The 14,754-nt window shown below is 30.0% G+C and carries 15 protein-coding genes; 6 read left to right on the plus strand and 9 right to left on the minus strand.

The features are described 5' to 3' along the window. The first annotated feature begins 87 nt into the window (after window positions 1-87). The 6 genes from H0I30_RS01215 to H0I30_RS01240 all read left to right on the plus strand — a co-directional run bounded on the left by H0I30_RS01215 (window position 88) and on the right by H0I30_RS01240 (window position 5,956). Window positions 88-444 carry a hypothetical protein gene (locus H0I30_RS01215; RefSeq protein WP_218772494.1) on the plus strand — a complete coding sequence of 119 codons (357 nt, stop codon included), beginning with the start codon at window positions 88-90 and terminating at the stop codon, window positions 442-444. Window positions 445-642: 198 nt separating this feature from the next. After that, entirely contained in the window at window positions 643-2,034 is a 1,392-nt protein-coding gene (glmM, locus tag H0I30_RS01220) for a phosphoglucosamine mutase (RefSeq protein ID WP_218772495.1), read from the plus strand. A gap of 188 nt (window positions 2,035-2,222) precedes the next feature. Then, window positions 2,223-3,689 carry an aminotransferase class V-fold PLP-dependent enzyme gene (locus H0I30_RS01225; RefSeq protein WP_218772496.1) on the plus strand — a complete coding sequence of 489 codons (1,467 nt, stop codon included), beginning with the start codon at window positions 2,223-2,225 and terminating at the stop codon, window positions 3,687-3,689. Between the two features lies 1 nt (window position 3,690). Next, a complete protein-coding gene (locus H0I30_RS01230) occupies window positions 3,691-4,764 on the plus strand; it encodes a M14 metallopeptidase family protein (protein ID WP_218772497.1) in 1,074 nt (357 codons plus the stop codon). A gap of 61 nt (window positions 4,765-4,825) precedes the next feature. Beyond that, the gene (locus H0I30_RS01235) at window positions 4,826-5,305 is read left to right on the plus strand and encodes an Lrp/AsnC family transcriptional regulator (protein WP_218772498.1); all 480 of its coding nucleotides are present in this window, start codon (window positions 4,826-4,828) and stop codon (window positions 5,303-5,305) included. A 108-nt stretch (window positions 5,306-5,413) separates the two neighbouring features. Continuing rightward, the gene (locus tag H0I30_RS01240; RefSeq protein WP_218772499.1) at window positions 5,414-5,956 is read left to right on the plus strand and encodes a PepSY-associated TM helix domain-containing protein; all 543 of its coding nucleotides are present in this window, start codon (window positions 5,414-5,416) and stop codon (window positions 5,954-5,956) included. On the opposite strand, the gene H0I30_RS01245 is transcribed toward H0I30_RS01240, so the two are convergent. The 9 genes from H0I30_RS01245 to H0I30_RS01280 all read right to left on the minus strand — a co-directional run bounded on the left by H0I30_RS01245 (window position 5,953) and on the right by H0I30_RS01280 (window position 14,293). Further along, window positions 5,953-6,648: a pseudouridine synthase gene (locus H0I30_RS01245; protein ID WP_218772500.1), complete on the minus strand. Its 696-nt coding sequence runs from the start codon at window positions 6,646-6,648 to the stop codon at window positions 5,953-5,955. The genes H0I30_RS01240 and H0I30_RS01245 overlap by 4 nt on opposite strands. 5 nt (window positions 6,649-6,653) lie before the next feature. After that, a complete protein-coding gene (locus H0I30_RS01250) occupies window positions 6,654-7,856 on the minus strand; it encodes a multidrug effflux MFS transporter (RefSeq protein ID WP_218772501.1) in 1,203 nt (400 codons plus the stop codon). Window positions 7,857-8,568: 712 nt separating this feature from the next. Further along, window positions 8,569-8,961 carry a hypothetical protein gene (locus H0I30_RS01255; protein ID WP_218772502.1) on the minus strand — a complete coding sequence of 131 codons (393 nt, stop codon included), beginning with the start codon at window positions 8,959-8,961 and terminating at the stop codon, window positions 8,569-8,571. A 287-nt stretch (window positions 8,962-9,248) separates the two neighbouring features. Beyond that, window positions 9,249-10,067 carry an SDR family NAD(P)-dependent oxidoreductase gene (locus H0I30_RS01260; protein WP_218772503.1) on the minus strand — a complete coding sequence of 273 codons (819 nt, stop codon included), beginning with the start codon at window positions 10,065-10,067 and terminating at the stop codon, window positions 9,249-9,251. Between the two features lie 194 nt (window positions 10,068-10,261). Then, entirely contained in the window at window positions 10,262-11,218 is a 957-nt protein-coding gene (locus H0I30_RS01265) for a 2OG-Fe(II) oxygenase (RefSeq protein WP_218772504.1), read from the minus strand. Between the two features lie 203 nt (window positions 11,219-11,421). After that, window positions 11,422-12,072: a zinc-binding dehydrogenase gene (locus tag H0I30_RS01270; RefSeq protein WP_255555878.1), complete on the minus strand. Its 651-nt coding sequence runs from the start codon at window positions 12,070-12,072 to the stop codon at window positions 11,422-11,424. A gap of 129 nt (window positions 12,073-12,201) precedes the next feature. Next, on the minus strand, window positions 12,202-12,405 hold the full coding sequence (locus H0I30_RS13025) for a hypothetical protein (RefSeq protein WP_255554325.1): 204 nt from the start codon (window positions 12,403-12,405) through the stop codon (window positions 12,202-12,204). Window positions 12,406-12,445: 40 nt separating this feature from the next. Next, the gene (locus H0I30_RS01275) at window positions 12,446-13,291 is read right to left on the minus strand and encodes an enoyl-CoA hydratase/isomerase family protein (protein WP_218772505.1); all 846 of its coding nucleotides are present in this window, start codon (window positions 13,289-13,291) and stop codon (window positions 12,446-12,448) included. 141 nt (window positions 13,292-13,432) lie between these two features. Beyond that, complete coding sequence (locus H0I30_RS01280) at window positions 13,433-14,293, minus strand: AraC family transcriptional regulator (RefSeq protein WP_218772506.1); 861 nt, start codon at window positions 14,291-14,293, stop codon at window positions 13,433-13,435. Between the last annotated feature and the right edge of the window lie 461 nt (window positions 14,294-14,754).

A 14,754-nucleotide genomic window follows, 5' to 3' on the forward strand; every position in this document is an offset into this window, starting at 1 on the left:
TTTTTTATTTCCAACTTTACAGATAATAATAATAATAGGTAAATTACTTTATGCCTATATTGCTTAAAATAAAACATTAAGAATATTATGAAATTATTAAAAAAAGTTACAAGTGCTTTATTAGTATTTATTTTTGCTATAACTTTAAATAGTTGTTCTGGTTGTGATAATCAAAACCCTTCAGCAAGAGTTATAAATAATGGAATAGATGATGTGAGCGTACAAATTAAAACTTCAGGAGGAAATACTGAAAATATTAATAATATAGAACCAGGTATGTCATCTAACTCTGTAAGCTATGCAGCAGGTGTAATTGAGTATACAATTGTTCTAAAAGATAAAACAGAAGTAGTAGAAACAGTTACCATGGCATTTTGTAGAACATATAAAATTTCTATAGATGAAAATAACACTATTACTACAACATCTAGTGTGGTAGATTAATAAAATTCTCATCATATTTAAAATAAAAACTTCTTAAATTTAGTTTAAGGAGTTTTTATTTGTTTTATATACTATTTCACAAATTTAATATTAAAACATAATTAGTACTATGTGTAACTTATGTTACAGTTAAACCTCTTTTGAAGTGTTAGTATTTTCTTAAATACTAGTATATTTGTGATTAAAATAAAAAGAAAGATGACACTTATAAAATCTATATCAGGAATTAGAGGAACAATAGGAGGAAACACTGGTGAAAACCTTACTCCGGTTGATGCTGTAAAATTTGCTGCTGCATACGGAGCATTTATTCAAAAAAGAAATCCGAGTGCAAAGGAGATTAAAGTTGTTATAGGAAGAGATGCTCGTATTTCTGGTAAAATGATTAGTAATTTAGTAGCAAATACTTTAGTAGGTTTAGGTATTAATGTAATTGATTTAGGATTATCTACAACACCAACCGTTGAAGTTGCTGTTCCGTTAGAAAAAGCAGAAGGAGGAATTATTTTAACCGCTTCTCATAATCCGAAGCAATGGAATGCTTTAAAGTTATTAAATGAGAAAGGAGAGTTTTTAAATGGTGCTGATGGAGAAGAAATCTTGCGATTAGCAGATAGTGAAGATTTTACTTTTGCTGAAGTTGATGATTTAGGTACCTACAAGAAAAATAAAAAATACTTAAAAAAACATATCAAAGAAGTTTTAAAGTTAGATTTAGTTGATGTAAAAGCTATTAAAAAAGCTAAGTTTAAAGTTGTTGTTGACGGAGTTAATTCTACCGGAGGAATTTTTATTCCCGCTTTGTTAAAAGAGTTAGGCGTTAAGTGTATAGAGTTATACTGTGAGCCAAACGGACAGTTTCCTCATAACCCTGAACCTTTAAAAGAGAACTTAACTGATATTTCTAAATTAGTAGTTAAGAAAAAAGCTGACTTAGGTATTGTTGTTGATCCTGATGTTGATCGTTTAGCATTAATATCTGAAGACGGTTCTATGTTTGGTGAAGAATATACTTTAGTAGCTTGTGCAGATTATGTATTAGGAAGATTAGGAGGCGGAAATACGGTTTCTAACTTATCATCATCAAGAGCATTGCGTGATGTTACCGAAAAACATGGCGGCACGTACACTGCTTCTGCAGTAGGAGAAGTAAATGTAGTACAAATGATGAAGGATACCGATACTGTTATTGGTGGCGAGGGAAATGGAGGTATCATTTACCCAGCTTCTCATTATGGTCGTGATTCATTAGTTGGTGTTGCGTTATTTTTATCGCACTTAGCACATAAAAAAATGTCTTGTAAAGAATTAAGAGATTCTTATCCTGGTTACTTTATGAGTAAAAATAAAATACAATTAACACCTCAAATCGATGTTGATAAAATTTTAGAAACAATGGCTTCTAAATATAAAGACGAAGATGTGAATACAATTGATGGAGTGAAAATTGATTTTGATACAGAATGGGTGCACTTACGTAAATCGAATACCGAACCTATTGTTAGAATTTATACAGAAAGTACAAGTCAAGAAAATGCAGACACACTTGCAGAGCGATTTATAACAGAAATAGAACAAATAATAAAATAAAAATCACCTATATAGTGTGGTTTTAAAATATAATATTAAAGTTTTTATTTCTTTGAAAACACTATTTTAATAGGAGGTAAGTTTAGACTTTAAATAAACAAAAGTTACAAATTAGTTAATATTATAAACCGTTTAGGCTAACTCTTAGTAGAAATCTAATTTTAGACCATAAAAACAATATTAAGATTATGAATTTAGAACAATATTTTGCTAAGTTTAAAAAAAACATTGTTGGCATCAATCAAACATATACATCTCCTTATGGAGAACAAAAAATGTTATATACTGATTGGACTGCTAGTGGTAGATTATATAGACCTATAGAAGAAAAGTTATTAAATGAATTTGGCCCATTTGTAGCAAATACACATACAGAAACATCTACTTCAGGAGCCTCTATGACATTAGCGTATCATGAAGCTAGAAATATAATTAAGCGTCATGTAAATGCTTCAAAAGATGATGTATTAATTACTGAAGGATCAGGAATGACGGGTGTTGTAAATAAATTTCAACGTATTTTAGGTTTAAAGGTTTCTGAAAACTTAAAAGAGCATACAGAAATACCTGAAGAAAAACGTCCGATTGTTTTTGTAAGTCATATGGAGCACCACTCTAACCAAACATCATGGATAGAAACAATAGCTGATGTAGCTGTTGTACCTTGTAACAAAGAAGGCCTTATATGCTTAGAAATGTTTGAGGAAATCATAAAAGAGTATATAGATAGGCCTATAAAAATTGCATCGATTATTGCAGGTTCTAATGTAACAGGTATTAAAACAGATTATCATAAAGTAGCTTCATTAATTCATAAATATGGAGGTTTATGTTTTGTTGATTTTGCTTGTTCGGCGCCTTATGTTGATATAAATATGCATCCAGAAAATGAAGATGAGTATTTAGATGCTGTTTTCTTTTCTCCTCATAAATTTTTAGGAGGACCAGGAAGTTCTGGAGTATTGATTTTTAATAAAAAATTATATAAAAACATGATTCCTGATAATCCAGGTGGTGGAACTGTTAGCTACACCAATCCTTGGGGAGGACATGATTATTTTGATGATGTTGAAACACGAGAAGATGGTGGAACTCCAGCTTTTTTACAAACGATTAAAATAGCATTGTCTATTCAGTTAAAAAATCAGATGGGAACTGATAAGATGAAACAACGTGAAGATGAAATAAACCCTATTATTTTTAATTGTTTAGAAAACTTAGAGGGTGTAAAAATTTTAGCGCCTAATACTAAAGATCGATTGAGTATTTTTTCTTTTTACTATGAAAAATACCATTTCAATTTAGTAGTTAAATTATTAAACGATCGTTTCGGAATTCAAACAAGAGGAGGTTGTTCTTGTGCCGGTACTTATGGTCACTTTTTATTAAATGTAGATTTAGATAAATCAAACAAAATAAAAGATCAAATATTAGAAGGTTGTAATACTGATAAACCAGGTTGGGTACGTTTGTCTGTACACCCTACAATTACAGATACCGAAATACAATTTATTTGTAATTCATTAAAAACCTTAACTGAAAATATAGAAGAATGGTCTAAAGATTATATGTATGATATGGTTAAAAATGATTATATCCATGCTACAACCGAGCCTATAGAAAAAGAATTAATTGCAGATTGGTTTACTTTATAATATGAATCTTTTAGACGCTACATTTTTAGAAGAACATTATTCTGAAATTAAAGAAGAAAGAATATCAGGAAGACATATAACACTTAATGATATTAAGCCTCTTTTTGATGGCTTAGATAAAAATATCGAACATAAAATTATAGGTAAATCTGAAGTAGGTAAGGATATTTATCAATTAAAATTAGGATCCGGTAAAAGAAAAATACTTGTATGGAGCCAAATGCATGGTAATGAAAGTACAGGTACTAAAGCAGTGTTCGATTTTTTAAATTTCATAAAACTACACTCAAAAAATAAAATAGTCACAGCAGTTTTAGAGAACTGTACTATAAAAATTATACCGATGTTAAATCCTGATGGAGCAGAGGTATATACGCGTGTTAATGCGAATGGAATCGATTTAAACAGAGATGCTGTTGCTTTGCAAGCTAAAGAAAGTAAGTTATTACGTAGCATATTAGATAGGTTTAAACCAGATTTTTGTTTTAACCTTCATGATCAGAGAACTATTTTTGGGGTAGAGAGAACCAAAAACCCGGCTACTATTTCATTTTTAGCTCCTTCAGAAGAAGAAAGTCGCAAAATTACAAAAGGTCGTAAAGAAACTATGAATGTTATAGTCTCTATGAATGGCTTACTTCAAAAAATAATTCCAAATTATATAGGTCGTTATACTGATGAGTTTTATCCGACGGCAACTGGAGATAATTTTCAGAAATTAGGACATAACACTATTTTGATAGAAGGAGGTCATTATCCGAATGATTACGAACGAGAAATCGTAAGAAAATATAATTTCTTTGCTATTTTACAAGGAATATATCATATTTCAGTTGCTAAAAACTTCGAAAATCACGTAGATTATTTATCTATTCCAAACAATATCAAGAACTTCTATGATGTTATTTATAGGTCAAAAAATAATCAAAAAGATGTAGCATATCAGTATGTAGAGAAATTAGAAAATAGTAAATTTGCACTGGATTTAATTAAAGAAAAAGAAGGCGATTTATCTTCATATTTGGGGCATAAAGAATTCAAAGAAAAAGATATAAATCTAAATATTTCTCAGTAAAAGTCTTTTTTAAATAGAAAAAAATCATATTTTAGCAATATTACTTGAATAAAACAGAAAAATGAAAAAGTTTGTATTAGATGAGATTGATCATCAAATTTTAGATATTTTAATTGAAAATGCGCGTACTCCTTTTACCGACATTGCAAAAAAGTTATTAGTATCAGCTGGTACTATTCACGTGCGTGTTAAAAAGATGGAAGATGAAGGTATTATTCAAGGTTCAACACTAACTTTGAACTACGATAAAATGGGATATACTTTTATAGCTCATGTAGGTGTATATTTAGAAAAAACATCTATGACTCAGCATGTTTTAGATAGTTTGCGTTTAATACCAAACGTAACTGTTGCTTATGTTACTGCTGGTAAATACAATATTTTTTGTAAAGTAAGAGCTAAAAGCACTAATGATGCAAAAGACATTATTTATAAAATAGATGATATTAGTGGAGTAAACCGAACAGAAACTATGATTTCTTTAGAAGAAAGCATTAATGACAAAAAACGTTTAATGCACGCTATTTTTCAGGAAATTTAAAAAATTACATATTAAATTAAAAAGGTTGACATAATTGTCAACCTTTTTTTGTTTATAAATATTATTTAAAGTTAATTCTGATATATTTGTTTTTTTAAAATCAATTTAATGAAAGTAACAAATCGTAGTTTACATAGAGACTTTGCCTATTTTTATGTAGGTTTAATTATCGCTTTTTCTTTTTCGGGAATTATATTAAACCATAGAGGAGATTGGTACCCGATGGATTATACATACGAAAACAAAGAAGTAGCTATTACTTTGCCAAAAGATTCTAAAAATATAACCAAAGAGTTTCTTATAGATGCTACTAAAGATTTTAATTTAAAATATGATGGTCATAGAGTAAGAGATAATAAACTTAGAGTATATTATAAGAATAATACCATTTTAGATGTTGATATGAAATCTGGTATTGGTAGTTTAGAATTTAAACGAAAAGTGCCAATAATTGGTCATGCTATGTATTTACATAAATCGACAAATAATTTTTGGATATGGTATTCTGATATTTTTGGTGCAGCAATGTTATTAATCGCTATTACTGGTATTTTAATCCCTGCAGGTAAAAACGGATTTTCTAAAAGAGGGTGGAAGCTAGCGCTATTAGGTATGATTTTTCCACTATTATTTTTAATATTATTTCCTTAAACACTCCAATTAAAACGTTTAAAAACGATATTCCAATCATTTGGTAAATCAGCCTTTATTAGTTGTTTTTTGTTAGAAAAAGGGTGTATAAACTCTAAGGAATAGGCATGTAAGAATAAGTTTTCACAGTTAAAATTATCAATAAACATTACATTATGATTCTTGTCACCATATTTCGGATCACCAATAAGTGGATGGCTAATTTTATTCATATGAATACGCAATTGATGTAATCTTCCTGTGGTAGGTTTCATCTCTACTAAGCTATATCGAGAACTATCGTAAGGTTTTACAGGAATATCAACAATAACATTAGTAACCGTTTTTAAATGTGTTTCTGCCTCTTTATAAACATCAGAATCCCTTCCTTTTACAGGAGAATTAATCACTTTACTTTCTGGAGAATGTCCTCTTACAATTCCGTAATATGTTTTTTGAATCTCATTATTTGTAAATAACTCTTGAAATTTAGAAACATGTTTGGTTTCTTTAGCTAATAAAATGATTCCTGAAGTTTTTCTATCTAATCGATGTATCGGATAAAATTTATGACCGAATTGATTAAATAATAATTGCAATAAAGAATCTTCATCAGAAACATTTCTAGAATGATGCGCATGATGTACAACTACATTATTAGGTTTGGCAACACAAAGTACATAATCGTCTTCAAAAAGAATAGTAAGGCTCATAAAGTTTAATTATTTGTAATTTTTAACTTCGTAAAGTTCAATAATAATAACGATAAAATTCCGCAAATTAAAAAACCTACAAACAAAGGCAGGGTAGTGGTTTCGACATATTTTCCAATAAGGGTAGCAATAGGAACTGCCATAATTGTAGATACGAATCCGTTTATTGCAGCTCCAACACCTGCAATATGACCAACAGGTTGCATTGCTAAAGCTCTTAAATTTCCGAAGAGAAAACCGATAGAGAAAAACTGTATGGCAAAAAAAGGTATCAATACAGTAATACTAGGATTTTCTTTTCCATAAAATAAGACGATATAAATAATTGGAATTAAAGTAAAAACAATTAAAAAAGTAGAAATTAATTTTAACATTCCGAACTTCATTACAAAAGTTCCGTTTAAAAAAGTTGCAAATCCTACCGATATTGCTAAACCTGCAAATATGTATGGAAATTCATTTGCTAAATCATATTGTACTTGAAAAATACGTTGTGAAGCACTTAAATACACCATAAAAGAACCTGTTATAAACCCAGATATTAAGGTAAATACAACGGCTTGTTTATGTTTTAAAAATTCCTTTGTTCCTTCAATAAAAAGACTAAAAGACAAGGTTGTTCTGTTTTCTTTTTTTAATGTTTCTGGCTGGCGCTTCCATAACCAAATCATAACAATAAAGCCATATATTAATTGACTATAAAATATAAATTTCCAACCGTAAGCATCTAACATCAACTTACCAATAGCAGGCGCTACAACAGGAACTAGGATGAAAATAACCACTATAAAAGACATTATTTTGGCCATATAATTACCTTCAAAACTATCTCTTACCATAGCAATACTAATTGTTCTCGGAGCAGATAAACCAATACCTTGTAATATTCTACCAAAAACCATCATTTCTATACTTGTAGCGCTGATACATATAAAACTGGCAATAATAAAAACGATGAAACCAAAATATATTACAGGTTTTCTTCCTAAACTATCTGATATAGGTCCCGAAATTAACTGGCCAAAACCCAATCCTAAAAAAATCATAGTTACTAGTAACTGATTATCGTCTGAATTTTGTGGTATATTAATACTGATTCCTATTTGTTCTAAAGCAGGTAATAATGCATCAATAGATAATGCTACTAACGACATTAAGGCTGCCATTAAACCAATAAACTCTAATCTAGATTTTTTATGTTTTTGCATTCGGCAAAAATAGGATGTTTATTTTGAGTAGGATTATTTAATAACTCTTTATTATAAAATAATCTATTTAACATAATATTAATTATAGTACATTTATAACAATTAGCGAAATAGCGCTTTTTGCGATATTTTACATAATTAATGATATAACGTCTTTAGACTTATATCGAGTAATTATGTAAAGCTAATTGTGGCTTCGTTAAAATAATTTAGATGTGTAGCTATAATTCTATATTATGTAAAATATCCCAAAATGTATTGTTTTCATAATAAACGTTTGTACTTGGGTCATTAAACATTAGTGTTTTAATTCTCGTTTAAATTGAATATTCTGTACAATGGTTCAAGTTTTTTCAAATACGCGATTTATCAAGAAACATTTGAACTACATTTTTGTACTATAATTAGTCGCTATGTAAAATTGCCACTGCAATTGCGCTCGATTGCTTTATAAAATCAAATTGCTCTGGCAATTTATTTTAAACACAATTTCCAACCGCATTGCCAGCGCCAAAAAAAAGCTAGCTTTTAACTATTATTGAAATTCTCGTTTTCGAGGAAATGTTCGTTGTAATTTTTTTTACAGGATTCTCGTAAGCTTTCCACAAGAGCTAAAATTTTAAGAAAAATAAAATTCTTAGCACTTGTTCTATTTAGGATTCCAATTAAACTTTTCTAAAATTCTATTTTACATAATGTTTATAAATATGATTTAAAGATTGTCAATCATATTCTCTAAAGCGTATTTACTTAACTCTGGAATTGCATTTGTAAATACACTTATTTCCCAATTAGATAAATGCGCTAACATTACGTCATTGCTTTTAAATATAGAATTGGGATTTAAAAATACTGTTGATGGAATTAGATATAAAACTTTCGCTTCGCTCTCAATTAAAAGAACTAAACTAATTAATAGATTTTCTTTTAATTCTCCTAAATCTTGTTTTGAAATTTTAATAGATTTTTCTGCAACAGCATCAATAGATTTAAAGAATACTTGATAAGAATTACCATTATTAACCTTGATATAAAAGTCTACTGCTTCTCTCCCACTTTCCTTTTGGGAAACTTCTATTTGAGCTTTATTAAGCTCTGATTTCATAAAATCTAATGCGTTTTCATTGACAGTATTCATAGATTACAAAATACATTTTTAATATTTTCTTATCTTTTTTTCTTGATAAAAAAAGAAACAAAAAAATCATGACTGCATATAATTTTGGAAACAATTACGGCTCGTTACGCTATATTTTAGGAAACACTGAAACTTATTAAGATTCGTTTGAAGTTATCGTATAATTGGAAATATTAAGAAACTACATTAATAAACCCCTAAAATATGGACGCTCCTCTCACCTATTGTTTTAACCAAAATTTTATGAGGTCTAGTTAAAATTGAGATTCAATTAAACTATCAGTCATAGTTAATAAATTATTTATTTTTTCATAACTATAAGCATCTGGATGAGCTTTCGAAAAACGGCCTTTTGGATTACCTTTATCATTATCAAAGTACTTTCCAGAATCATTTTCGTAATCTTTTGAAAGTGATAAATCGTAAAGAACATCAACTCCTTTTTCTGCAGGCGACCAATGTTGCCCATAAGCTTCGTTAGCCATTTTCGTGTTTAATAAAGAACCTGGATTTACAGCCATTACAATAATATTAGATTCTTTTTTAGCTAAATCAAAACTCCACATCGTTAACGCTAATTTACTTTGCGCATATGCTTCATTTTCATTTACTGTGGCATCTCCTGTTAATACACCTTTTCTAACTGTAGATTGTGCTGCAGAGCTTAAATTGATAATTCTTGGTGCTTCTGAATTTTTAAAATTTGAAATAATAGCATTTGTCAAAATATAAGATGCCAAGTAGTTTACAGTCATTCTAATATCTAAATCTTTTTTTGTTTTTTTAACAGGACTTTTCAATATTCCTGCGTTATTGATTAATATATCAATCGTAGGAATGTCATTTTTTATTTGTTCGGCTAGTTTTTTAACTGCTTTTAAATCTGAAAAATCTGCTACAAGGCCTTTTACGTTGTTATTATTTGAAGCGTCTTTAATTTCAGTAACAACTGCCTTTACTTTAGTTTCGCTTCTTCCGTGAACGTAAACTGTATGCCCTTCTTTTGCTAATTTTAAAGCGGTTAATTTTCCTATGCCATCTGTACTTCCTGTAATTATAATTGTTTTACTCATGATGTTTTATTCGTTATGATAGTCATTTTGAGCACAGTTGAAAAATTATTTTATTTCACGACTGTGCTCCAAAGGACAATTGTTTGAATTATTGATGCTAATATTTCGTAATTTATCTAAATAATCGGTTAAATAATTTAGATATAAAACCTAATTAAATGGTTTAAATTTTAACTAAAGAATTTCGAATCTTTTTAAAACGGTGCAAAGCTATCTTTAGGACTTACTGGAATACTCCAACGTTCGCGAGCTGTTGCATTTTCTGTTATAACAACATTAAATGATAAATTATTACCATAACTGTTTGCACCACCTCTTGGAATCTTCATACGGTCTCCGTATAACCATACAACCAAGTTACTACGCTGTCCACTGGTAATGGGATGCGTTGCATGTGGTACGTTTCCGGTATGAATTATTGCTTTACCTGGTTCAAAAATTGTTTGAACAACTTTTCCTGTGGTTTTGTCTTGAAAATCAACTTGTGAACCTGTAAATTCTTCCTCTGGCAAGTTAATATTTATATTTAAGGTAGCCGCAGAAGCATCTGTGTGCGCATGCAAATCCTTATCTTTATCTGGATTGTACTGAATAGAAAATCCAAATGTTTGATTGTCGTAACCATAAGTACCAAGTAATAAACGAGCAATTGGACGCATGTAACGATTCATGATATCGTTATAAAATGCTTGAAAATTTGGCGCAGCAAGATGTCCTTCTGAACGTGAATCAAGCATCATTCCATAACGATTTAGTTGGATACCATAAGGTGCACGTTTAGGAATTTGCGAATTAACTGTTGCTTCTAAATACTTACGAAAATCTGCTAAACGTTCGAGATCAAAAAACTGTGCAGCATAAACACCTGGAATAATTTCTTCCCATAAATCTGCAACTTCATTTTCTTTTTCTGGGTTTTCCCATGCCTCGTTAATAGCTTTTCGCAAACGTGGATCAAGTAGCGTTTCATCAGGAATTAATATGTTGTCTTTGTTTTCAATTTCCCATGCTTTCCACGCGTCTTCAAGTAACTCTCGGTTACTATTCCAAAATTGAGAGACAGAGGCTTCACGCTTTAATGAAGCTTCGCGAGATGGTTGTGTAAGTGCACGCGCTTGTTCTAGTGCATTTGTATTTGTTATTGTTTTCATGATTTATATATTTTAAATAATAACTACTGTTATTGTATTTGTTTTAAACAAAATTAAGGCTAAACGATAGATGGTGTTCGGTAGTAAAAATGGTAGTTTTAGTAAAAAACAAGGTTTGCAGTATCTAAATGAAAAATGCCCCTAAAAAAGAGGCATTTTAACTACTAATCAACTTAAAAGGATTTATAAAAAATCATTTATTTTTAATGCTCTAACACTATTTTCCCAATAGCTTTTCCGCTTGCTAAATGTGCATAAGCATCTCCAACTTGTTCTAATGAAAATTGATTTTCATCTACAATTGGCGTTAAATGTCCTTCGTTTGAAATTTCAGCTAATGTTTCCAAAATGTTTCCGTGTTTATCTCTATTAAAATTATGCAACATTGGGATTAACATAAATACTACGTGTAAGGATGCACCTTTAAAATGTAATGGCGTTAAGTCTAACTCACATAATGAAACTGTAGTAGAAATATGTCCATTTAAAGCAACTGCTTCCATAGAATTGGTAAGATTTGCACCACCAACCGTATCAAAAACCACATCAAAACCAGCATTGGTATATTTTGCGGTATAATCTGCTACTTTTTCCGTTTTAAAATCGATAAAGGTTGCTCCAAATTTTTCTACAATAGCTTTTTGATTATCGCCTGTTCCTGTAGCAAAAACTTCAGCACCAAAATATTTAGCCAATTGTACAGCTAAGTGTCCAACGCCTCCAGAACCACCATGTACAAGCACTTTTTGTCCCGCTTTAACTCCTGCTCTTGTTAAACCTTCGTAAGCAGTAATTGCTACTAGTGGTAAAGCTGCAGTTTGTCGCATGGTTAATTTTTTTGGTTTGTGGGCCATTAAATTACTATCTGCAACAATATATTCGGTTAAAGTTCCTGGTAAGTCTGCTAGTCCACCTGCACAACCATAAACTTCGTCACCTACTGCATAACCTGTTACACCTTCTCCAACGGCTTCTATAGTTCCTTAAAAATCCATACCTAATAATGCTGGAGCAACTGGTGATAATGGTAAATCTGATCCCATATTTTTAATCATAGTATCAATAGTATTAACACTAGATGCAGCTATTTTTACCAATACATGATTAGCTTTTACTTCTGGTTTTGCTATTTCTGAAACTTCGAAATTTCCGTTTTCTCCGTATTCTTTAATTAACATTGCTTTCATTTCTATCTTCTTTTTTAATTTATAATTATTGTTTTTTTTATTAATTTACTGCTTGAATATCCATTACCATTTGCTCCCAATTTTTTTGATTGTTATGGTCAAATTGAGCACCATTATCATCTGCATACTGAAAACGTTTTACTGCTGGTGTTTTACTGGTTGCCTGAAATAATTGATATGCCTCTTCTTTTAAAGCTTCTTTTATTGGTAAATCTATAGATGCATATACAGCTCGCTTTGATGCTGTAATAGAATCTGCTGGAAATTTTGAAATACGCTCTGCCAAAGCCTCCACATAAAGACCAATTTCATCTGCATTTAAAGCTTTGTTTATGGTTCCGAATTTTTCAGCTTCGTCTGCATCCCAATCTCTAGCACCTAAAATAATTTCCAATGCTTTTCCTAAACCTGCTTGTCTAGCCATACGTGATGCGCCACCACCACAAGGTAAAATGCCCATACCTACTTCCATTTGCATGAATTTGGCTTTTCCTCTGGCTGCAAAACGCATATCTAAAGCCAACGCCATTTCGTGTCCACCACCACGAGTAAAACCTTCAATTTTTGCTATAGTTGCTTGTGGTACATTGCTTAATCTTTCTAAAACAGCTTGTAAATCTAATAGCTGAATTTCATTTCTTGGAACAGCTTCTGTAGATAAATCTTTTAATAAATCGGTATCATAATGGCAAACCCAATATCCCGGATTAGATGATTCAAAAACTACAACTTTTACACCTCTATCGCGTTCTAATCGTAAGCAAAGACTGCTTAAATCTGCTAGCATTTCTTGTCCCTGTACGTTTACGGGGCCGAAATTAATGTCAACGGTTAATATTGCTCCTTTTTGTGTTGCGGTAAATGTTTGAAAGTTCTTGTAGTTCATGATGTCATGTTTTAAATTGTTTTTTTGTATGTGTGTATTAATTACACTGCAAATTTAAAATAGACACCAAGGTTTTATTTGGTAGAAAACAAAGTGGTATTAGTAAAAAAAGAGGTTTCTTGTAAAAAATTAAGCTAAAAACTAGGCTAAACTCGCTTTAAAAGCACTTAAACTTGTGCCTTTATAGGCTTGAAAGGTTTTGTTTAAATGACTAGAATCTGTAAAACCGAGTTCTGCAGCAATTTCAGAATATTGCAAATCGGTATATTTCAACCTTGTTTCTACTAATTTTAATTTATAATTGATGATGTATTTTTTTAAAGACACATCGGTATGTTTTTTAAAATATTCGCTGATGTAATTATCTGCCATATGAAATTCGTCTGCCAGACTTTTAGTAGATAATAATTCTGAATTATAGATATTAGAATGAATGTAGTTTATGATTTGCTGAATTTTAGAAGATTTTATCTCTTTTATATTTTCTTCATTTATATATTGAATATTTCTAGCAATTAAATGAAGAATTACAGATAATGAATTTTGAATGATGAAAATATCAAACGATTGTTTGTTTAAATATTCGGTTGCCACCATATTAATTAGAGACACCAAGTGCGATCTATCTGAATCAGTTTCAAATTGCATTTCACGAAGCTCGTGACTTTCACTATTAAGAATTTCTTCTATTTTACGAAACCAATCATTTACTGGAAGTATTGCATTTTGTGAAGACGTATTTCTAAAAAAGATCTTTAAAAATTTAATAGCTATAACCGATGTAGCTTTTTCAGGTTGTAGTATATAAATATCATCAGGAATGAAAACGAAAATATTATTTGCTGAATAATTAACTGTTTTACCATTAATCTTTATAGTACCATTTCCTTTTTCAATGTAAACAATTTCAAAAAATCGAATGGTCGTGTATTTACAAAAATCGAAGAATGTTTGATTTTTATATTGTTTAATGACGATATTTTCTATTATAGTTCTTGGCAATAGCTAATAAATTATCAAAATCTAAATAACAAAGATATATTAATAATCCCATTCCACACACATTCCACTACGCTCCTATCGTCGCTTCGTAAAAAGAGTGTTTCATTATCCTCGCAGAGAAAATTTATAAAAGAAAAAAATAAAGGAAATAATGTATTGTACTTTCGCTTTTTACCAAAGCTCAAGTTACATAACGCAGAACATTATAGTACAAATGTAATGTTTAGTTAAATAAGAGTGGTTTATCCATTTGATAGCTATAATTCTATATTATGTAAAATATCCCAAAAAGTTCTGTACAGACAATAAACTGTAGTACTTGGGGCATTAAACATCTGTTTTTAGCTTTTCGTTTAATTTGAGTATTTTGTACAACTGTTCAACATTTTTTAAATACGTTATTCTAATAAACATTCGAACTATACATTTGTAGCTATAATTAGACATTATGTAAAATTGCC

This window comes from Tenacibaculum sp. AHE14PA (genome assembly GCF_019278465.1).
Lineage (GTDB): Bacteria > Bacteroidota > Bacteroidia > Flavobacteriales > Flavobacteriaceae > Polaribacter > Polaribacter bernardetii.

What these genes read in the sequence shown, in the direction of transcription:
- H0I30_RS01215 (WP_218772494.1), top strand. Translation starts at nt 88, where the DNA reads ATGAAATTATTAAAAAAAGTTACAAGTGCTTTATTAGTATTTATTTTT.
- glmM (WP_218772495.1), top strand. Translation starts at nt 643, where the DNA reads ATGACACTTATAAAATCTATATCAGGAATTAGAGGAACAATAGGAGGA.
- H0I30_RS01225 (WP_218772496.1), top strand. Translation starts at nt 2,223, where the DNA reads ATGAATTTAGAACAATATTTTGCTAAGTTTAAAAAAAACATTGTTGGC.
- H0I30_RS01230 (WP_218772497.1), top strand. Translation starts at nt 3,691, where the DNA reads ATGAATCTTTTAGACGCTACATTTTTAGAAGAACATTATTCTGAAATT.
- H0I30_RS01235 (WP_218772498.1), top strand. Translation starts at nt 4,826, where the DNA reads ATGAAAAAGTTTGTATTAGATGAGATTGATCATCAAATTTTAGATATT.
- H0I30_RS01240 (WP_218772499.1), top strand. Translation starts at nt 5,414, where the DNA reads ATGAAAGTAACAAATCGTAGTTTACATAGAGACTTTGCCTATTTTTAT.
- H0I30_RS01245 (WP_218772500.1), bottom strand. Translation starts at nt 6,648, where the DNA reads ATGAGCCTTACTATTCTTTTTGAAGACGATTATGTACTTTGTGTTGCC.
- H0I30_RS01250 (WP_218772501.1), bottom strand. Translation starts at nt 7,856, where the DNA reads ATGCAAAAACATAAAAAATCTAGATTAGAGTTTATTGGTTTAATGGCA.
- H0I30_RS01255 (WP_218772502.1), bottom strand. Translation starts at nt 8,961, where the DNA reads ATGAAATCAGAGCTTAATAAAGCTCAAATAGAAGTTTCCCAAAAGGAA.
- H0I30_RS01260 (WP_218772503.1), bottom strand. Translation starts at nt 10,067, where the DNA reads ATGAGTAAAACAATTATAATTACAGGAAGTACAGATGGCATAGGAAAA.
- H0I30_RS01265 (WP_218772504.1), bottom strand. Translation starts at nt 11,218, where the DNA reads ATGAAAACAATAACAAATACAAATGCACTAGAACAAGCGCGTGCACTT.
- H0I30_RS01270 (WP_255555878.1), bottom strand. Translation starts at nt 12,072, where the DNA reads ATGGCCCACAAACCAAAAAAATTAACCATGCGACAAACTGCAGCTTTA.
- H0I30_RS13025 (WP_255554325.1), bottom strand. Translation starts at nt 12,405, where the DNA reads ATGAAAGCAATGTTAATTAAAGAATACGGAGAAAACGGAAATTTCGAA.
- H0I30_RS01275 (WP_218772505.1), bottom strand. Translation starts at nt 13,291, where the DNA reads ATGAACTACAAGAACTTTCAAACATTTACCGCAACACAAAAAGGAGCA.